We start from the raw sequence: 17644 nt of genomic DNA, 5'->3' as shown, positions 1-17644 counted from the left end.
CCGAGGGGGAGGGGTTCAGGCGTGGGTGGCGCGCTTGGTGCTCTTGGGCTGGGTGTCGGAGGCGAAGCGGCCCTCGCGGCGGGCCTCAACGGGATTCGCGGCGATCCAGTCCTCAGCGCACGCCTTGTGGACGGGCTCCCCGGCGTGGGAGCGCATCGGCGTGGGCTTGTCGCACAGCACGCAGGGGCGGTCCTGCCAGCGGTCGTAGTGCTGGCTGTCGCGCCATTCGAGGAGCGCGCCGGGAGCCGGGACCAGGCCCGGCTCGAACGGCGGCTTCTTCTTGGCTCGGGTGGTCACGGCCGGAAGCCGGGCAGCTGCTGGAAGACGCGCTCCAGCAGGTCCGGCTTCGGCTTCCAGGGCACGACCTGTCCGCGCGCGGGGACGGGCAGGGGGAGCTCCTGGACGTCCTGGAGCACGAGGTGCCAGGCCCCGGGGTGTGCCCACGGCGAGCAGAGCGGCGCTCCCTCGAGGTCCTGGTGGCAGTCGGTGATCCGGGCGACGCCAACGACCGCGCCGGTGACCAGCTGGCGGTCGCGGATCGTGCGGCCGATCAGCGGCACGCGCAGGGCGGGCCGCTCCACGGTCTGGCTCGTGTGCAGCAGCACCCAGCCGGTCCGCCACCTGACGGGCCTGTTCTCCACCGTCTTGGCTCCGGCGAGGATGCAGGCCGCGTACGGCTGCCGGATGCTGATGCCGCGGATCCAGTCGCCCTCGGGCAGGGTCGCGATGCTCATGCGGCCCGCCCCCACACGCTGGTGCCCGGACGGCCGGCCCGGCGGCCGTTGATTGACGGCACCGTGACGTGCTGCGCCGTCGCGAGGACCGCGCGGCCGGAGTGCTTGCCGTCGTAGAGAGCGGCATCGGCGGCCCTCTGCAACGCGGGGAGGTCGCTGGAGCCGACCGAGGCCGGGGCCGCGGCGCCGACCGAGGCGGCGACGTCGACGGTGCGGCCGTCGTCCAGGGTGACCGGCGTGTGCAGCATCCGGACCAGCTGTGCGAGACGCTGTTCACGGCGGTCGGAAGTCAGCTCCAGGACCACGGCGAACTCATCACCCCCGAGCCTGCCGATCGCGGCGCGCGGGCCCGCCCAAGCGGTCAGCCTGGCGCCGATCGACGCGAGGACCGTGTCCCCGGCCGCATGTCCGAGGCCGTCGTTGATCTGCTTGAACCGGTCGGCGTCGACCATGACCACAGTCACCTTGTCGCCGTGGCGAGCCAGGAGCCGGCGGGCGCGGGCGGTGTAGGAGTCGCGGCGCAGCAGGCCCGTCAGCGGGTCGCGCTTCGTCGCGGCGAGCTTCTTGTGCAGCGCGACGGCGTGGACCACCCAGCCGGTCAGCGGCACGGCGGCGGTGGTGATCAGAAGGGTGCGCGGGCCGAACCGGCCCGTCGTGTGCAGGACGGAGTCCATACTGAGGTCTCCCTCTCGTCTCGTACGGGATGGGGAAACCCCGGGGCGGCCGACTGGTTTTCCGGCCTTTGGCGGCCGTCCCGGGGCGAATTCACATCAGGCTGTTGGGGTTGACCCACGCCTTGGCGGTGGCCTTGTGCCAGTCCAGGACCCAGTCGGAACGCAGGCCGCGCGCGGCCCATCCGTTGCTGGCATCGTCGGGGGCCGGGCGGCCGGCGGACACGTACTGCACGGCGCGGTCGTAGGCGCTGTGCGCGGCGGCCAGGGCCTCGCCCGGTCCGGCGGCGCAGCCGTTGAAGACGTGATGTCCTCGCCGGTCCTGGTCCGTCGCGTGGTGTATCGGGACGTCGACCTCGTATCGGCGCATGACGTCCAACTCCTCTCTGTTTTGAGGGACCACCGCGACCGCCCCGGCCCCCGTCGTGCGGGGAGACCGGGGCGGCACGGAGCGTCCGTCACGCAGGTTGGGGCGGGTCAGAACTCCAGATGGATCGTGATGGGCCGCCGGGAGTCCCCGGCGTGGGTGTGGACGGTGCGGCGGTGCGCGGCGAGACCGGCGCTCCCGCCCTGGATCGGGAGGTGACAGTCCGGGCAACCGTGGGCCCAGTCGTCCCCGGCCGGGAGGTCGGCCGGGGTGAGCGGGTGCGGGTGCGGCCCGTCGGCGGCCCGGCTCACCGGCCCTCGCTTTCCGCTGGCTGCCGGTCGGCGAGGGCCAGGAGCTCCGCGGCGAGTTCCGGCGCGGACAGGATGGTGCGCAGGATCGAGGTGATCCCGTCGCGCTCGATGGGGTTCAGCCGGTCCCACACGGCGTGGGCGTCGCCGTGTGCGCCGACGGCCTTGAGGTAGTCGGCCTCGGTGAGGGCGGTGTGCTCAGCCCCGCACCGGCCGCACCGGAAGACGGCCTGGTCCCAGCCGCACGCGGGGGCCTTGGTGCTCATGCGCTGATCGCCTCCAGGGCCTGCGCCTCGAGGTCGGCGCGCCCCTCGGGGTCGTCGTCCCAGCCCCGGTAGTGGTCGTCGGCCTCCTGGTCGACGTCGTCGGGGCCGCCGTGGACGGTGCAGACGATGTCCGGGTCGTTGTCCATCGCGCCGGTCAGCGCCTTGTGCAGGTCGCTGACCGAGTAGGCCGGCGCCCACGCCTGCCCGGCGCACTCCGGGTCTGCGGGGCAGGGGAGCGCCACGTCGAAGCCGAAGTCGCCCTCGCCGTCGACGTCCTCGCGCAGCGCCAGGGTGAGGGACTGCTGCCCGAGGCGGATCTCCGCGACCCGGTCCCGGCCGGTCACCAGGTCCGAGTCCGGGCGCCACCGCCACAGCGGCAGGATCTCCGGGCCGAAGAACCGGCGGGCCAGCCACAGGTCGCCCAGGCCGTCGCTGCCGTCGCGCCCGAGGTCGGCCTCCCGTACCTGTGAGAGCCGCCCGAGGAACGGCTCCAGGCGGTGCAGGGTGTCGGCGAAGACGACCGTGTTGAAGCCTTCGGCCGTGAGCCGCTGGTGCGAGTGGACCATGGCCTGGTGCTGGGACCGGACGACGTCCTCGGGCACCCGCCGGTTGTCCGGGCGCGGGCCCTGCCGCTGAAGGCACACGTCCAGCGGCGTGGCGACGACGATCGCGGCGGTCGGCATGCCGTGCCGCTTGGCGGCCATCACCAGCTCCGCCCTGACGGGCTGGTCCAGGTTGGTGGCGTCGATGACCGTGTTGAGGTGGCGGGCCATCCTGCGCTCCAGGATCAGCTTGAGGACGTCGGCAGCGTCGCATGTCGCATCCTGCCGACCGGGGTCGTCACTGACGACGCCGCGCAGGCCGTCGAGGGAGAGGACCTGGGAGGCCGGCCAGGTGCGGGCCAGGGTCGACTTGCCCGCGCCGGAAGCGCCGATCAGCACGATCAGCCCGTTCTCGGGCAGGTCCGGGTACAGCACCGAGGTCATGCGGGATCTCCTTGCGGGTGAAGGGAGCGGGCGGCCCAGTTCAAGCGCGGCCCGGCGTTGTCGGTGAGCAGGGCGGCGGCCTCGTGCAGGGGGCAGGAGGCGTCACCGTCGCGGTCGGGCTCGATCTGCTCCGCCCGGCGCGCGGCGACGGTGAGCAGCTGCGCGAGGGCGGGAAAGAGGCCGCCGGGGACGTCGATGTCCTCCTGGAGCTCGCGCAGGATCGCGGCGAGCTCGCGGGCGTCGACGTCGTCGGCGCCCAGGTCGTCCTCGATCTGCTGGAGGGCGAGCTGGGCGATGCCGACGGAGGCGCGCACCCGGTCCAGCCGGGTGCGGGGGCGGCTGCCGGTCATCGGGTGGTGGACTTGGTGGTGGCGACCAGGGCGGCGACGGTCTCCCAGCCGTGATGCCAGGCGCCGTCCAGGTGGAAGGCCCCGTTGATGCCGAAGTCGGCGAGCTTGTAGAAGCCGCCCTTGCCGGTCTTGGTGGCGATCCTCTCCAGCAGACCCTTGCCGGGAACGCGTCGGTCCGCGGCGTAGTGGGTGCCGAAGGAGATGGCGAGCGCGGCCGCGGCCGCCGCCGGGTGGACCCGGATGCCGAGCGCACGGGCACCGGCCCCGGCCACGAGCGCCTGCGTGGCCGTATAGGTCAGGCAGTGATGCAGGCACGCCGAACGGCCGCCGGCCGTGCCGTGGGTGGTCTCCTGGCCGGTGGCCGGGTCCTTGAAGGTGACCGGGTGCTCGTCGGAGGCGCCCTTCACCCGGGCGCAGAAATCGTTCTGGACCCAAAAATCTCCGATCGCGCTCCCGGCGCGGGTCAGTCCGAGCAGGGCCGCGAAGACTGCGGGGCGATGCGTCATGCTGGATTTCTCCTGATCTCGATGGGTGAGGGAGCGGGCGGCCGGCTCTTTGCCGATGCTGCGGCCGCCCGGGTGTGGCCCCCGTCCCGGCCTGTGCGGCCGGGACGGGGCTCGCGCTACGCGGCCAGCCGGTGAGCGACGGGTGCCGAGGGCGCGAAGTAGCTGCTGGGGTCCACCGGGGTGCCGTCGAAGCACTCGATGCAACAGCCGAGCTTCTTGGAGAGGCAGAAGTAGAACCGCCGCCCGCAGTCGCCGCAGGTCTGGCGAGCTGCCATCGCCTTGTCCAGGGCCCACTCCTGAGCGAGCGTCGGCGTGCGCTTGGGCACCGCCAGGTCGACGCGGAGCAGGAAGCCGCGGGTCGGGTGCCGGCAGGACCACTGCGGGCGGGTCGCGCACAACCTGCACCGCAGGATCGCGACCGGTCCCTGATTGCTGCCGGGACTCAGCTGCATGTCCCGTAACTTCCGTCTGGTCACGAGCCCTTCGGGCACCGTGCCGCGGTCGAACTCCGGCAGCGCCGCGTCACTGCGCGGCACCCGGGTCACCTCGCGGCGGCGGCGGCGCCTCGTTCGGCGGCGCGGCATCACCGGCGCCAGGTGCCGGGCAGCCGGTCGGGGCGGTACGGGTGGCGGGGGCCGGGACGCTGCGGGCGGGGCCGGCCGATACGGCGGCGCGGGCGGGGGATGAGCACGATCGGTTCCTCCAGAGGTCGGTGCACAGCTCCGCACCCCGCCGACGTCGAACGTGTCGGCGGGGTGCGGAGCGGCGGGTGCCGGGTCAGGCGGGCGTGTGCGTGCGGTGCGCGCCGGGCGTGGTCGGTGCCGGCGTGGTGTGGCTCGGGCGCGGGTGCTGCGGCTGCTGGTCGGGGGCCCCTTGCAGGTGGGTGCCGATCAGGTAGCCGATCAGCAGTCCGCCGGTGCCGTAGACCTTGTGCCGGTTCGCCTTCCACCAGGTGGGCGGGGTCGGCTCCGTCAGCACGCCTATGACGGCCACGTGTTCTCCAATCGGTCGGGGACAGGTCGGGTGGTGCGTGAGGCCGGTCGGCCTGTCCGGCCCTCGCCCCGGCCCCGCGGTGGCGGGGAGGGGCGAGGACCAGGCGGAGCGACCGGGGGTCAGCGCTGGAGCGGGTGGACGTTGTCGGGTTCGTCGTCGAAGTCGTCGCCCGCCGGGGTGGGGGCGGGGAGCGTGGCGTGCAGGTGGAGCGCGGGACTGAACTGGTACTGCGGCGGGTGGTTGTGGACGATGGGCCGCAGGCTCAGGCCGCGCAGGGCGAAGATGCTGGCCAGGGCCCACATGAGGGCGGCGAGCCCGGTGGCGGCGGCGCGCCCTCCGGCCGGGGCGGTGGACCAGATCATGGCGAGGGTTCCGATGCCGAACAGCAGCCAGGCGATGCGGGCACCGGCGTTGCCGAAGAACCCGCCGACCAGGCCGAGCAGGCCGGTCAGCTGCCAGAACGCGTACAGGGCGGCCGGGGCGACGGCCAGGTGCGCAGCCTGGTCGGCGAGGAACACGCGGACGGGGTGGTCGACCGTGCCCCACAGGCCGCTGCCGTCGCCGCCGCTGGTGGCCGGGACGGCGGCCAGGCCCTTGAGCGCGGCGTCGGCGATGTCGCCAGCGGCGTCCAGCATCATGACGATGAGGCTGAGCCCGCCGAACAGCACGGCCGCCTTGATCCAGTTGGCGACCTCGTGCCAGCTGCTGTGCCGGACCTGGAAAACCTCCTCCCACCGCTGGTAGAGGAAGCCGCCCTCCTCCCACGACTCCTTCCACGCGGCGCGCAGCCACGCGAGCCGCCCGGTGCCGTTCTCGGGGGCCGGAGGCACGGGCGGCAGCTGGTTGAGGAGGTCGAGGAAGGACGGGTTGTCCTGGCCGTTGACGGGCTTGTCGTTGTGGGTCATGGCGTGGCTGCTCCTTCTGCGAAGGGATCGGTGAGCGGTGCGGGCTGGCCGGAGCCGGTCAGCGGATCTCGTTGCGGGTGCGGGCGAAGAACGCGCCGCGCGTGGTGCTGTTGTTGTGGATCTCGGTGTGGTGGGTGACCGGACCCTCGAAGACGTTCTTGGTGACGGCCGCGCGGGCCTTGCTGATCGCGCCGCCGATGGCGGTGGCGGCCATGGCCAGGCCCGCGAACGGCAGGGTGACCATGAGGACGCTGTTCAACGTGACGGAGGCCAGGCCCTGGAGCACGAGCCAGGCCCCGCAGCCGATGCCGGTGATCCCGGCGCCGACGCCGATGGAGGCCACCGCGATCCCGGCCGCCCAGGCCGGGACGATCCGGTGGTCCTCCTGCTTCACGGGCGGGGTGGTGCCGAAGGCCGGCGGCTCGGTCTCGTCGCGGAACGAGGTGGGGTGGTGGAGTACGGGCTTGGCCGCCCAGGCGTCGATCAGGCGGCGGGCTTCGGCCGCGGCCTCGGACTCGGGCATGCCGTGCTGGGTGTGCAGGGGGTCCATGGGGTGTTCTCCGATCACGCGGAAGGGGAGCGCCCTCCTGGCCGTGGTGGCCGGGAGGGCGCGTGGGGGAGGGGCGCGCGACGTCGAAGGGCGTCGCCGGAGCGTGTCCGGCGGCGCCATTCGGCGTTGCGTAGCAGGGGAGTTGAGGCTGGCGGGTGGGTAGGCACCGCACACGCGCTGCGGGCATCCTCGGACCAACAGGCGTCGGGAAGGGGCTGGGGTGGAGTTCGTCTTCCAGTGCGGGTGGTGCGACGGAGACAACTTCTTCGTGGGCAGGCAGGTCGGCTTCTGGGTCGACAAGTGGGAGGTGCCCTCGGAGTGGGACTGCCGCTTCTGCGACGGGCTCAACTACACGCCGGACCCGCCCTGGGAAGAGGCGTAGTCAGAAGCTGGAGATCAGTCCGGCGAACGAGGCGAGGCCGCTGTTGATGGCCGGGGCCAGGCCGGTCGCGGCGAGGGTGAAGCCGAACAGCGTGCAGGCCAGCGCGGAGCCGACGCGGACGTTGCCGCCCTTGATCAGGACGAAGACGATGATGCCCATCAGCACGGCGGCGGAGATGGAGAGGGCCACGGTGGTGGTGCTCCTTCGCATGGGTCGGGTGGGGCCGGCCGCGCTCGGGCAGGCCGGCCCCCGGGGTGGGTGGGTGTGATCAGGCGTCGGTGAGGCTCTTGATGGCCTCCAGCGCCTTGCGGGCAGAGACGACCTCCTGGCGACTGCCGCCCTTGGAGCCGCGGCCGCCGCCGCCCTTGCCGCCTCCGCCGCCACGGCGGCGGGAGCCGCCGTCGTCGCCGTCGTCTTCCTTGGGCTCGGGCCAGAACTCGCCGGGCCGCACGGGCTCGTTCCAGTCGAACCACAGGCCGCGCTTCTCCAGCTCACTGATCTCGTGGTCGGTGAGGTGGTTGACGTCGTCGGGGAACAGTTCGGCGAGGTCGGTGTCGAAGTCCGCGTACAGCGACCGCATGAGGACCGCGCGGCCGTTGTCCATGACCATGATGGCGACGCCACCGGTGGACACGCCGTTCTCCGGGTCGGCCTCGCCGCGCATGGCCCGCTCGATCGCGGACCCTTCCTGCTGGGCGTAGCGGGCCGGGATCGTCGGCACGTCGTACGCGTTCTCCATCGTGCCCTCCGCCGCCTTGCGGGTGGCACCGGGCGAACCCATGTTGAAGATGGACGGCCGGCTGTTCTGCCGCAGGTTGTCCTTCATCTCGGTGGAGAACCCGTTGTGCGCGAACGGCGACTGCCCGGCCGGGTTGAAGCCGATCCCGTACTTCAGGCCGGTGACCGTGAGGTCATCGCCGTCCTTCTGGATGAACTCGCCGAAGTCCCCGTCCTGCGCCGCGGTCATGAACTCGTCCGCGAACACGTTCAGCTGCCGGTAGGGGCAGCGGGCATCGCCCGGCTTGTAGTCGTGCGCCTCGCCATCGTGCGGCCAGGGCATCTCCGCCCGGATCTCGCACAGCGCCTTCGCCGCCCGCAGCGAGCGGGCCATCCACAGGGCGTTCGAGCCCTGCCGGTCGATGTACTTGCCCAGCGTGGACGTCTTCTCGTCCTTGCGGACGGTGGAGAGCCACACGACCTGCCCGGCGAGGGACATGGCGGCCATGTCGATCGCGAAGAACTGCGTCTTCCCCGACCGACTCACACCGAGGATCAGCCCGTGCCGGGCGGCGTTCTTGTCGTGCTGGAACACCATGTTCTTCACCGGCTGGCCGGTGATGGTGTACCCGCACACGTACATGCCCTTCGCGTCCGGGGTGAGCAGCTCCCGGGTGGCGGGGAAGATCGCGGACAGCGGGGGCTTGTCGAACGCGCTGATGAGGAACTCGATGCCGTCGATGAGGACGAACACGCAAGAGTCGTCCTCGGGCAGGCCCAGGCCGCGGCAGACCTTCGCCAGGTCGATACGCGGGGACGTGGTGGCGTCGGCCATCTTCGCCCGGTAGAAGGTGACCCCCCGGACGCCGTCGCGGGTCTTGTGGACCAGCTCGGAGCCGGGGGCCCCGCCCTTGGGCGAGCCGACCTTGTCCGTCCAGCGCTCCTGGTCGGTGGGGGCCTTGCGGCGCCGCTGGTTGGCGTCGGGGGTGATGTGGGCCTCCAGCCAGCCGGGGCCGCCCTGGCGGCCGGGCTGGATGGCGACCTCCGCCAGGACGACGTCGCCGGAATGCACGGCGAACGGTGCGGCGACGGCGGCCTCGGTCAGGCCGGTGATCGGCCGTCCGGTCTCCGAGGCGCGCAGCAGGATCGTCATGTCGTGCTGCTGGCCGGGGTGCCGGGTGGCCTTGACGATGTACGTACGGCCGGGCATCCCGGCCTGCTCCCACAGCATCCGCGCGTCGCGGGTGAGCAGGTCGGCTCCGTCGTCCTGGACGAGGGGCTCCTCGAAGACTTCGGCGGGCGCCGGCTGCGCGACGGGCGCGGCCAGCGCGGGGCGGTGACGGCGGCGGGCGTGCCGGGAGAAAGGCATCACCAGGTAGCCGGCCGCCGCCCATGTCGCGGCGAGCAGCCCGTCCATCCAGTACGGGCCGAAGCCGCCGGTGTGCCCGGCGGCGACATCGACGGCGGCGGCCAGGACCAGCGGGGACCACCGCAGGATCTTGCGTCCGGCGCCGGGCTCGTCGCTCTTGGCGGCGAGGAACCAGCCGCCGATCCCGGCCGCGCCGGCCAGCTGCACGACCTGGTTGACGGGACTGTCGGGGTAGATGTTCGGGGCCACGGCCAGCACGGGCGCGGCGAGGGTGTAGGCGAGGCGTTCGAGCGCGACGCTGCGCGGCGTGGTCACCGGCTTCTCCTTCGCAGAACAGCCGCGGGCGGCCCCGCAGAGTGCGGGGCCGCCCGTGGCGGGGTGGGTGGGGGAGTGGGGTCAGCGGTTGAAGAACCCGGGTCGGGGCGTCTTCTCCCGCCGGTTGGAGCGGATGTCGTCCAGCGCGCCGTAGAGCTTGGAGTGGGTGCGCTTGGTCTCGTGGGTGAGGTCGGCGGTCTCCTGCGCCGTCTCGTACAGCTTCTTGACCTGCACACCGGCGCCCCCGAGGGCGACACCGACGTTGCTGGTCAGCTCCACGAACTTCGGGTCGAGTTCGGCGTTGTCGACGTCGCGGGCCGCGTCCTCGGCACGCTTGGCGTTCCTGCGGACGCTGCGCACGAGCTCCTCCAGGCCGAGCCCGGCGTCATCCAGTGCGCGCCCGAGGGCGTCGAGCTTGGCCTGGACGGCCTTGTAGCGGTTGTCGCCGTCGGCCACGGCGGGTGCCGCGGCGCTGGGGCGGGGTGCGAGATCGCTGCTCATCAGCGGGTTTCCTCCCTCTGCTTAGTCGTGGTGGGCGGCGGCGGACACGTAGTTCAGGCCCGCGTCTTCCTTCGCGGCCATGTCCTCGCCGTACACGCGGGCGACCATCGCGGCCGCGAGCTTGGCGGCCTCCAGGGCCAGCCCGCACTCGGTCGCGCACCGCTCCGCCTGCTGCTTCATGCGGGCCGCGGAGTCGGCCAGGTCCGAGATCAGCTCGGCGACCTCGGTGGTGACGTTGTGGTCACCGACCAGGTCGGTGGCCATGTCCCGCAGGGCGTCGGCCACCTTGTCCAGGGCCTCCGCGAGGGCTTCGGCCCGCTCCTGGTCGGAGGCGGCCTGGATGGCGATGTTCGCCATCTCCACCAGGTAGTCGTCGAACGTGATGTCCGTGCGGTGCTGGGCGCCGAGGCCGCCCCCGCCGGACGGCCTGCTGACCTGCGAGCTGCTCACGCTGCTCCCTTCCGTGGCTGTCGGCCGACTGGTGCCGGGCCGTGCGGTGTGCTGCTCCGGCGCGGGCGGCAGGCCCCGCACGCCGGTCGTCAGGGCCCCGGGCGCGTCGGGGACGATGTCGGCGTCGACGATGTCGTCGCCGCCCGTGGCCCCGGTGCGCGGCGGGCGGGTGGGGCGGTCGGGCCACTCCACCGTCGGGGTGGAGTCCTCCTCGCCGAACGGGCTGTCCGCCGGACGGCCGCGCCGACCGGCACGCCCCGTACGACCGCGCCCCGTACGACCGGTGCGGCCGGTGCGGCGGGACCGTCCGCGCCGACCGGTGCCGCTGCTGGCGCCGGTGCGCCGGCGCCGGAACCGACGCCGCTTCTTCCCGCCGTCAGACGCCCCGTCACCGGCCGTGGAATCCGTCCCCGGCGTATCACCCGCCGTGCCGTCCTTCGCGGCGCCGGAGGCCCCGTCAGGGCCGTCCTTGGCGGTCTTGGCGTCCTTGCCGTCGGTGCCCTTGGCCTTGGAGTCCTTGTCCTTGTCCTTGGTCAGGTTCACCTTCTCGGTGCCGGCCGCCTTGGCGTCCTTCGCCTCCTGCGCGGCCTTCGCGTCGGCACGCCGCTTGTCGAAGCGGCGCTGGGCTTCCTCGCCGACGGCCTTGCCCAGCGTGGTGCGGCCCGGGTCGGCCGACGCCGCGGCTTCCCGCTTCGCCTTCCGAGCCTCAGCCCGCTGCGCCTTCTTGGCCCGGCGGTCCTCCCACGCCTGCTGCCGCTGCGCGCGGCCCTGGTCGCGGTCCTTGGACCGGTCCGCGACACCGGCGGAGTGCCCGGCGCTGCGCCGCTCCTGCCGCCCGGCCTGGCGGACCCCGGCGCGCTCCTGGCGGCCGCGGGCCCGCTCGGTACGGGCGCCGGACGACTGACTTGCCTTGTCGTCCTTCGAGTTGCCCCGCCCGGAGCTGCCAGAGCCCGTCTGAGAGCCTTTCGAGCCCCCGGACGAACCACTGGGCCCGGAACCGGCTGAACGGCCGCCAGAGCCCGACTGGGGGCCCTTCGTGCCGCCCTTGCCGCCACCGGTCCCGGACCCCGAACGGCTGCCAGGGCCGCCGGAGTTGGAGCCGCGCGAGCCGCCGGACCCCTTCGGCCCGGCACCCGAGTTGGTGCGGGACGGCCCGCTGCCGCCCCCGCCGCGCGAGGACCCGCCCCCGCCGCCGGCCTTCGAGCGGCCCTTGTCCGCACCCAGGCCGGAGGAAGACGACTTCGTGCGGTCGGCATCCGCCTTTCCGCGTGCCGCCGCCTTGTCGCCCTTCGCTTTCATCATCGCGGCGTGGAGCTTTCCGTTCTGCTCCATCATCGCGACTTCCTGCGCGGTGCGGCCCTCCAGCAGCGCCGCCTTCCGTGCTATTTCAGCCTCACGAAAAGGCGCTTCGCTTTCCTGGTTGTACCGCGCCGTTTCCAGCCGGAATTCCAACCAGTCACCGAGACGGTCAGCGAGAGAACGGGGCTGCTCGTATTCGCCTTCCTCGTATTCGCCTTCTTCTTCATCGGCTTCCGGCGCGGCAATTCCTTCGGAACGCAGCGCCGCAGCCGGGTTGGGAGCGGCCGGAATTGCGGGAAGTTCCATCGTGGTCTCCTCCGGGCTCTCCGGGGGAGCCGCCGGAATGTCTTCCGGCGGCGGAATGGTGTCGATGAAATCCGGGATCGACGGCAGCGTGTAGGTGGAATCGCCGCTCCACGGACCGTGGACCAGGGTTCCGCCGCCGGTGTCGTCGGACTCGTCGGACACGGGGCACCTCCCCTCCTGGGGACTTGACAGACAGTGGGGTCTCGTGTGCACGCGCGTGCACGTGCACGTGTGCACGCTTTACGCGCGCGAGGCCCCGCCGGAGTCCGGCGGGGCCTTCATGGGGTGACGCTCAGCTACGCGGGCCGTGCTGCTTCAGGACCGTGTCCGCGTACTGCATGAGGTGGTCGAACAACCGCGGGTCACCCGCCTGCCGCTTCTCCAGGACCAGCTTGAAGAGGCGGCAGACCAGCGTGAATGCGGTGACGACATCACCGCGTCCCGCTTTTACGTCCCGGCTGATTTCGGTTCGAGTAACGCGGAGCCAGAATTCCATCCGGCCGACTTCCCCGCGACTTTCGATCGCCTTGCGCTCTTCCTCTTGCAGCCAGCCGTTCCGCCCTTGGATCGAGCGTTCGACGCTGCTGAGGGGGCGCGTCACGCCGACTCCCTCTTACCGAGGTCGTAAATCGACGTGGGACCACCATAGCCGGAATTCTGGTTCTGCGCACCCTGCTGCGGCGGGGTGGGCGCGGCCTGGAGGGTCGGCGGGTTCTTCTTACGCTGCCTTTCGATCTCCTTTTCCTTCCTGTCCTTGGCCGTATTCACGACGGATTCGTCGTGGGCGCGGCGCTTGTAGGCGCTCTTTTCCAGGCCCTCGGTCAGGTTGTTGAGGTTCTTGAGCACGTTGCCGAGGGCCTTTTCGACGGGCATCGCGCGCAGCCGGGCGTGGTACCAGCGGTCGCCCTCCACGTTCGTGCCGCGCAGGTGCACGCGGGTCTCGAGCGCGAGGGTCTCCAGGTTCTTGCCGATGTCCAGCAGGACCCGCTGAACGTCGGCCAGGTACCGGGCGGTTGCCTCCGGGCTCTGCGCCACGTCGCGCAGGGGGGAGTAGTTCGGGTCGTTGCTGTTCATGCGAGAAGACCTCCAGGTCTCGGGGGTTGGGGAGGGGGAGTCCGTCCCCGAGGCTGTTGCGCGGGGTGGTGATCGGAACGATTTCGTCCGCGCCCCGCTCGGGGCGGGCGCGGGCGAGCGGCCTGCCGGCCGTGGCCGTCACCGGTCCGCGCTCACGCTCGGGAGCGTGGGCGCGGGCCGGTGGCGACCATGAGCGGCAGGGTTCTGCCAGGGGGCGAGCGCGTCGGCGCTCACCGGGCGCTCACCGAGGCGCTCGCCTACGCGCCCGGGGTGACCTCTTCGACCTGATCGCGCAGACGCTGAGCGGTCGGGCGGGAGACCGGGTTGCCGGTCGCGCCGTCCAGGCCCGCTTCGGTGAGCGCGTCGCGGATCTCCGTCCACTGCGGGCGGCGCCCGAGCTCGGTGTAGAGCAGACGGATACGAGCGTGGCGGCGCTCGGTCAGCGCCTCCGTCTCGCTGCGGGAAAGAGCGCCGTCCGCTCGCTGAGCGTCGTCGTCCTCCGTGGCGCGCTCACCCTCGTGAGCGCCGGAGGTGAGCGCCGGGCGCTCACGCTCGCCGTCCGTCTCCCCGGGGGCGAGCGCGCTCACGTCGGGGTGAGCGCGCGCGCTCTCCTCCAGCCGCTCGACCGTGAGCGCGTCCTCGGGGGTGAGCGTGTCGGCGAGCGCGGCGGGCGCGCTGCCGAGCTTGAGCGCCATCCTCTGCTCCAGCGGCGCCTTCCACCGCCACAGCAGACCGAACTCCTCGCGCAACTGCGCTCGCAGCCAGGTCTCCTGCTGGAGGCGGGTGAGCGCCTCCTCGTAGGACGTGATCTCCCACAGGATCATCCGGCGGCGAAGGCGGGCGGTCGGGATGGGAGCGAGGATCCAGCGGGAGCGGCGCACCGTCTCCATCCGCTTCTTGCCGGTGACCGCGCCGATCCGCGTGCCGTACACGTGCGAGGCGATCTCGGAGAAGATCACCCACAGCAGCGTGAGGGCGGCGTGCCCGATACGGCCTCCGGGGGTGGAGGACGCCTGCCAGTTCAGGTAGACGGTCACCGCCGTCAGCGCGCGGGGCACCCAGCGGATCCAGCGGAGTTCCATGCCCATCCGGATGAGGATGAGGTTGGCTCCGGTGAAGGCGGGGATCGCGACGTCGATGCCGACGGGCAGCAGCCACGGCCAGTCCCAGCCCCAGCTGGCGGCCTTGGTCTCCAGCGCGGTGTAGGAGGAGAGCAGCCCGAGGGTGGAGACGACCGCGGCCGCCAGGACGATCCCGACGACCAGCACCAGCTCCTGCCCGGACAGCGGCGGCACCCCGCCGGCGGGCCGGGCCTCGTCGCGGGCCTTGCGCCGCTTGGCGCGCGACTCGGTCCGGATCTCCCGGCGCCGCGCCCGCTGCACGGTGCGCTGCGTCGCCGCCTCGAGGACCCGCTCGCCCTCGGCTCGGGCCAACGCCGCGGCGGCCTGGTCGGCCGTGGCCTGCGCCGCCGCCTCCCGGGCCGTCTCCGCGTCGGCTTCGGCCTGCTCGCGCAGCCGGGCGACGTCCCTGTCGGCGGCCGCCCGCAGCTCCTCAGCGGTGGACCGGGCGTCGGCCAGGGCGCGGTCGGCGTCGGCCCGAAGGCCGGCGGCGACCTTCTCGGCTCCGGTCCGTACCTGCGCGGCCTGGCCGTCCGCGCTCTCGCGCATCCGGTCGGCCTCGCCCCGCGCCCGCTCCAGCACCTGTTCGGCGTCGGTCGTCGCACGGGTACGGGTCTCAGCTGCGGTGCGCTCCGCGCCAGCCAGCAGCTCGGTGCGCTGCGTCTCCGCGTCGGCGAGGGCCTTCGCGGCGGCCTGCGCGGCCTCGGTGCGGACCTGCTCCGCCTGCGCGGCCGCCGTGGTGGTGACCTCCTGCGCCTGGCGGTGCGCGTCGGCGAGCAGCTGCTCCACCGTCACCTTGGCGTCGGCGAGGACCCGGTCGGCCTCACCGGCCGCCGTCGCCGTGACGGTGTTGGCCTGGCGGTGCGCGTCGGCGAGCAGCTGCTCCGCCGTCGCGTCGGCGGCGGCGCGGACCTGGTCGGCGTCGGCGGCTGCCGTGGTGGCGGCCTCCGTACGGACCCGGTCGGCGTCCGTCGCGGCGACGGCCAGGAGGCGGGACTGCTCTGCGGTGGCGGCCTCGGTGATCGAGGCCGCCTCGGTGCGGGCAGCGTCCAGCAGCTCGGTGGCGCGGGCCTCGCCGTCGGCGAGGATCCGCGCGACGTCGGCGGCGGCCTGGTCCCGAAGGTCGGCGGCGCGGTCGGCGGCGTCGGCCATAACCGGGTCGGCCTCCGGGAACACCAGCGGCACCGTCTCCTCGGGAGCGGCGGCCTGGGCGGGGATGGAAGCCGGCACGGCCGGTGCCTTGGCGCGCCCGTTGCGGGGCTTCGTCGCCGCGGGCTGGCGCCGGCGGCGGGTGGCGGGCTTGGTGGCCACGGGGTGTCCTCTCTTCCGGGCGCCTCCGTACAGAAGGGGCACCGTGGATCTGCGGCGGTGGGTAGGGTCGTGAGCAGGCCCTCCGGGGCCCCGGCAGCGTGAATGCCGGGGACTCGGAGGGCCGTTGTGCTGGGGCGGTCAGCGCCGGGCGGGCAACGTGGCTGCCTCCGGCACGAGGTGCTGGCGCAGCCAGGCGACGGCGGCCGGGGTCATCGCCCCGGTGTTCGTCTCGCTCAGCGGCGCGGTGTCGATGTCGTGCATCGCGTCGGCCGCCGGGAGCGGCCGCATGTAGTCGGGGTCGATCCCGGCGCGGTAGCTGAGGCTGCCCAGCTCGGTCAGGTCGTAGAGGACCTTGCCGGTGTCGACGTGCCGCCAGGAGCGCTCCACCCGGCCGACGAACGTGTGGCCGGTCTGGCCGAGCCAGAACCGTTCGACGTTGCGGAACAGGACGATGTCGCCCTTGATGTAGGTGACGGCCGGTCGGACGGTCTGCGTCTGCTGCTGCGCCATGTGCTCTCCTCTTATCTCGTGGTCCGGGCTGTCCGGCTCCCCGTCACCGCCCGACCCGGCCGCGAGGGTGCGGCGGCCGGTGCGGGCGGATCAGGCAGCTGGCAGTCGGTTCACCGCGAGTCGGTGGTGACTTCGTCCTCGGTGGGGAAGTTGTGGCGGCCGTCGTCCATGCGGACGGTGAGGTGGCCGCCGGTGTGGACCTCTTCGACGGTTCCCTGGGCCCCGGCCTGGTGCCGAGTGCCGAGGGCCTCGATGTCGGTGGTGAGCGTGACGCGATCTCCGCGCATGGCCATCCCTTCGTGGTCCGGACTCTCCGGCTCCCAGTCACCGCCCGACCCGGCCGCCGGGGTGCGGCGGTCGGTGCGGGCGGATCAGGCAGCCGTCAGGCCGTGGCCGCGGCGAGGGGGCGGTGCGGGGCGATGATCTGGCCGTCGGGCAGCAGCTCGCCGGTGTCGTCGAAGAGCACCAGGGCGTTGCACAACAGGCTCCAGCCCTGCTCCGGGTGGGCCGCCACGACCTGCGCGGCCTCGCGGTCCGGGCTGGCGGCCGACGGGCACTTCGGCGTGTGCGTGCACAGCGAGCCCGGCATCTGGGAGGCGCCGGTGGGGGTCGTCGCGGTGTCGAGCTGGGGGCTGCGTTCCATGGGGCTCTCCTGCGGGGAGGAAGGCGGTCCCGGGATTGTTCCGGGCTGGAGACGTGCGAAAAGGCCGGCGGCCCGTCGTGCGGACAGCCGTGGTGCGGCAGTGCTGTGGGACGGGCCGGAAGTTGCCCGACGCTCCCGTCAGGCGGTGCGGTTGCGGGCGGCGCGGCGCTTGAGGGAGCGGCGTTCCTTCTCGGACAGCCCGCCGAACACGCCGTAGTTCTCGCCCCGCTCCAGCGCGCCCTGGAGGCAGGACTCCATCAGCGGGCAGCGACGGCAGACAGCCTTCGCTTCCTCCTCCTGGAGAAGCGCCGGGCCGGTGTCCCCGATCGGGAAGAACAGCTCGGGGTCCTCGTCGGCGCAGAGCGCACGGGGGGCCTCGGTGTCGCTCGTGGCGACGGCTCCGTAGTAGGGGGTGCGTACGATGGTGCTGTTCATCAGGGCCTCCCAGAAGGTCCGTACGACAGCCCCGGGGGTGCATCCCTGGGGCTGTTTGCGTGGTGGCGGCCGGACGGCCGGAGCGAAGGTGAGCTCCCGACGCTCTCCGCCGGCCCCGCCCGTGTGGGCGCGGGGACGACGGGCAATGCCGGGGGATCGGTCAGCGGCGGTTGTTCTCCGACCGCTGGTTCTGTTCCTGGTTCTTGCGCGAGAGCTCAGCGCGCTCCGCGTCGGTCAGGCTCGTGATGGCGTTCACCGGGTCGCCCCCATCTGCGCGAGGGTGCGGCGGGCGCGGCGGCCGGCCTTCGCGGCGCGGGAGTCGCCGTCGGCCACCAGGTGGCGGACCAGCTGGTGGAACTGGTCGGTCTCGTCGCGCTCCGGGCCCTTCTGGTTGTCGGCGTCCTCCATGTCGTCGTAGAGGCCGTTCGACGGGGCGGGGATGGTGCGTGTCATGCTGGGCATCAGGTCCTCCGAGTCAGGTCCTGGACAGTCCGAGGGCTGCAATCCCAAGGGCTGTCGCGATCACTCCCCATTTGGGGAGTCGACTGCTGTACGAGCAGCCACGGCCCCGGCCGCCC

Annotated in this window: 26 protein-coding genes; 1 reads left to right on the top strand and 25 read right to left on the bottom strand. The window is 72.9% G+C overall.

Going from position 1 to position 17644, the window contains the following annotated elements; translation table 11 throughout:
• Positions 1 to 15: 15 nt before the first annotated feature.
• The 13 genes from ACFWWU_RS35915 to ACFWWU_RS35855 form a co-directional block, all read right to left on the bottom strand.
• Positions 16 to 297, bottom strand: a complete 282-nt coding sequence (locus ACFWWU_RS35915) for a hypothetical protein (protein ID WP_073920993.1) — start codon at positions 295 to 297, stop codon at positions 16 to 18.
• A complete protein-coding gene (locus tag ACFWWU_RS35910) occupies positions 294 to 734 on the bottom strand; it encodes a hypothetical protein (protein ID WP_384152951.1) in 441 nt (146 codons plus the stop codon). Before ACFWWU_RS35910 ends, ACFWWU_RS35915 begins: the two co-directional genes overlap by 4 nt.
• Complete coding sequence (locus ACFWWU_RS35905) at positions 731 to 1408, bottom strand: GGDEF domain-containing protein (RefSeq protein ID WP_384152948.1); 678 nt, start codon at positions 1406 to 1408, stop codon at positions 731 to 733. Before ACFWWU_RS35905 ends, ACFWWU_RS35910 begins: the two co-directional genes overlap by 4 nt.
• A 91-nt stretch (positions 1409 to 1499) precedes the next feature.
• Complete coding sequence (locus ACFWWU_RS35900) at positions 1500 to 1775, bottom strand: hypothetical protein (RefSeq protein WP_384152945.1); 276 nt, start codon at positions 1773 to 1775, stop codon at positions 1500 to 1502.
• A gap of 107 nt (positions 1776 to 1882) precedes the next feature.
• Positions 1883 to 2083: a hypothetical protein gene (locus tag ACFWWU_RS35895; protein ID WP_362910344.1), complete on the bottom strand. Its 201-nt coding sequence runs from the start codon at positions 2081 to 2083 to the stop codon at positions 1883 to 1885.
• Positions 2080 to 2346, bottom strand: coding sequence for a hypothetical protein (locus ACFWWU_RS35890; protein ID WP_384152942.1), 267 nt, complete (start codon positions 2344 to 2346; stop codon positions 2080 to 2082). The genes ACFWWU_RS35895 and ACFWWU_RS35890 overlap by 4 nt, the downstream gene beginning before the upstream one ends.
• Complete coding sequence (locus ACFWWU_RS35885; protein WP_384152939.1) at positions 2343 to 3332, bottom strand: AAA family ATPase; 990 nt, start codon at positions 3330 to 3332, stop codon at positions 2343 to 2345. The genes ACFWWU_RS35890 and ACFWWU_RS35885 overlap by 4 nt, the downstream gene beginning before the upstream one ends.
• Positions 3329 to 3682: a hypothetical protein gene (locus ACFWWU_RS35880; RefSeq protein ID WP_384152936.1), complete on the bottom strand. Its 354-nt coding sequence runs from the start codon at positions 3680 to 3682 to the stop codon at positions 3329 to 3331. The genes ACFWWU_RS35885 and ACFWWU_RS35880 overlap by 4 nt, the downstream gene beginning before the upstream one ends.
• Positions 3679 to 4188 carry a hypothetical protein gene (locus ACFWWU_RS35875; protein WP_384152933.1) on the bottom strand — a complete coding sequence of 170 codons (510 nt, stop codon included), beginning with the start codon at positions 4186 to 4188 and terminating at the stop codon, positions 3679 to 3681. Before ACFWWU_RS35875 ends, ACFWWU_RS35880 begins: the two co-directional genes overlap by 4 nt.
• A 116-nt stretch (positions 4189 to 4304) precedes the next feature.
• Complete coding sequence (locus tag ACFWWU_RS35870; protein WP_384152930.1) at positions 4305 to 4724, bottom strand: RRQRL motif-containing zinc-binding protein; 420 nt, start codon at positions 4722 to 4724, stop codon at positions 4305 to 4307.
• Positions 4725 to 4965: 241 nt separating this feature from the next.
• Positions 4966 to 5181, bottom strand: coding sequence for a hypothetical protein (locus tag ACFWWU_RS35865; RefSeq protein WP_073920997.1), 216 nt, complete (start codon positions 5179 to 5181; stop codon positions 4966 to 4968).
• A 119-nt stretch (positions 5182 to 5300) separates the two neighbouring features.
• Entirely contained in the window at positions 5301 to 6086 is a 786-nt protein-coding gene (locus ACFWWU_RS35860; RefSeq protein ID WP_384152928.1) for a hypothetical protein, read from the bottom strand.
• Between the two features lie 58 nt (positions 6087 to 6144).
• Complete coding sequence (locus tag ACFWWU_RS35855; RefSeq protein WP_138899410.1) at positions 6145 to 6636, bottom strand: hypothetical protein; 492 nt, start codon at positions 6634 to 6636, stop codon at positions 6145 to 6147.
• Between the two features lie 220 nt (positions 6637 to 6856).
• Here ACFWWU_RS35855 and ACFWWU_RS35850 point away from each other — a divergent pair, with 220 nt between their 5' ends.
• Complete coding sequence (locus ACFWWU_RS35850) at positions 6857 to 7018, top strand: hypothetical protein (protein WP_350240895.1); 162 nt, start codon at positions 6857 to 6859, stop codon at positions 7016 to 7018.
• Here the strand turns inward: ACFWWU_RS35850 and ACFWWU_RS35845 are convergent, their stop codons facing one another.
• The 12 genes from ACFWWU_RS35845 to ACFWWU_RS35790 all read right to left on the bottom strand — a co-directional run bounded on the left by ACFWWU_RS35845 (position 7019) and on the right by ACFWWU_RS35790 (position 17519).
• Positions 7019 to 7207, bottom strand: coding sequence for a hypothetical protein (locus tag ACFWWU_RS35845; protein WP_138899411.1), 189 nt, complete (start codon positions 7205 to 7207; stop codon positions 7019 to 7021). It lies immediately after the preceding gene.
• A 79-nt stretch (positions 7208 to 7286) separates the two neighbouring features.
• A complete protein-coding gene (locus tag ACFWWU_RS35840; RefSeq protein ID WP_384152925.1) occupies positions 7287 to 9419 on the bottom strand; it encodes a chromosome segregation protein ParM in 2133 nt (710 codons plus the stop codon).
• 81 nt (positions 9420 to 9500) lie between these two features.
• A complete protein-coding gene (locus tag ACFWWU_RS35835) occupies positions 9501 to 9920 on the bottom strand; it encodes a conjugal transfer protein TraB (protein ID WP_327378997.1) in 420 nt (139 codons plus the stop codon).
• Positions 9921 to 9941: 21 nt separating this feature from the next.
• A complete protein-coding gene (locus ACFWWU_RS35830; RefSeq protein ID WP_384152922.1) occupies positions 9942 to 11705 on the bottom strand; it encodes an ATP/GTP-binding protein in 1764 nt (587 codons plus the stop codon).
• A gap of 562 nt (positions 11706 to 12267) precedes the next feature.
• Entirely contained in the window at positions 12268 to 12576 is a 309-nt protein-coding gene (locus ACFWWU_RS35825; protein WP_384152919.1) for a hypothetical protein, read from the bottom strand.
• Positions 12573 to 13049, bottom strand: coding sequence for a hypothetical protein (locus tag ACFWWU_RS35820; protein WP_384152916.1), 477 nt, complete (start codon positions 13047 to 13049; stop codon positions 12573 to 12575). Before ACFWWU_RS35820 ends, ACFWWU_RS35825 begins: the two co-directional genes overlap by 4 nt.
• A gap of 257 nt (positions 13050 to 13306) precedes the next feature.
• On the bottom strand, positions 13307 to 15478 hold the full coding sequence (locus ACFWWU_RS35815; protein ID WP_384152913.1) for a DUF2637 domain-containing protein: 2172 nt from the start codon (positions 15476 to 15478) through the stop codon (positions 13307 to 13309).
• A gap of 138 nt (positions 15479 to 15616) precedes the next feature.
• Positions 15617 to 15988, bottom strand: coding sequence for a hypothetical protein (locus tag ACFWWU_RS35810; protein ID WP_384152910.1), 372 nt, complete (start codon positions 15986 to 15988; stop codon positions 15617 to 15619).
• Between the two features lie 110 nt (positions 15989 to 16098).
• On the bottom strand, positions 16099 to 16275 hold the full coding sequence (locus tag ACFWWU_RS35805) for a hypothetical protein (protein WP_384152907.1): 177 nt from the start codon (positions 16273 to 16275) through the stop codon (positions 16099 to 16101).
• A gap of 95 nt (positions 16276 to 16370) precedes the next feature.
• A complete protein-coding gene (locus tag ACFWWU_RS35800) occupies positions 16371 to 16565 on the bottom strand; it encodes a DUF5999 family protein (protein WP_384153005.1) in 195 nt (64 codons plus the stop codon).
• 204 nt (positions 16566 to 16769) lie between these two features.
• Entirely contained in the window at positions 16770 to 17066 is a 297-nt protein-coding gene (locus ACFWWU_RS35795) for a WhiB family transcriptional regulator (protein WP_384152904.1), read from the bottom strand.
• Between the two features lie 252 nt (positions 17067 to 17318).
• The gene (locus ACFWWU_RS35790; RefSeq protein ID WP_384152901.1) at positions 17319 to 17519 is read right to left on the bottom strand and encodes a hypothetical protein; all 201 of its coding nucleotides are present in this window, start codon (positions 17517 to 17519) and stop codon (positions 17319 to 17321) included.
• Positions 17520 to 17644: the final 125 nt, after the last annotated feature.

The sequence above is a fragment of the Streptomyces sp. NPDC058650 genome, from assembly GCF_042717315.1.
GTDB lineage: Bacteria > Actinomycetota > Actinomycetes > Streptomycetales > Streptomycetaceae > Streptomyces.
The sequence above is the reverse complement of the archived record's forward strand: the minus strand, read 5'-3'. Positions and strand labels throughout refer to the sequence as shown.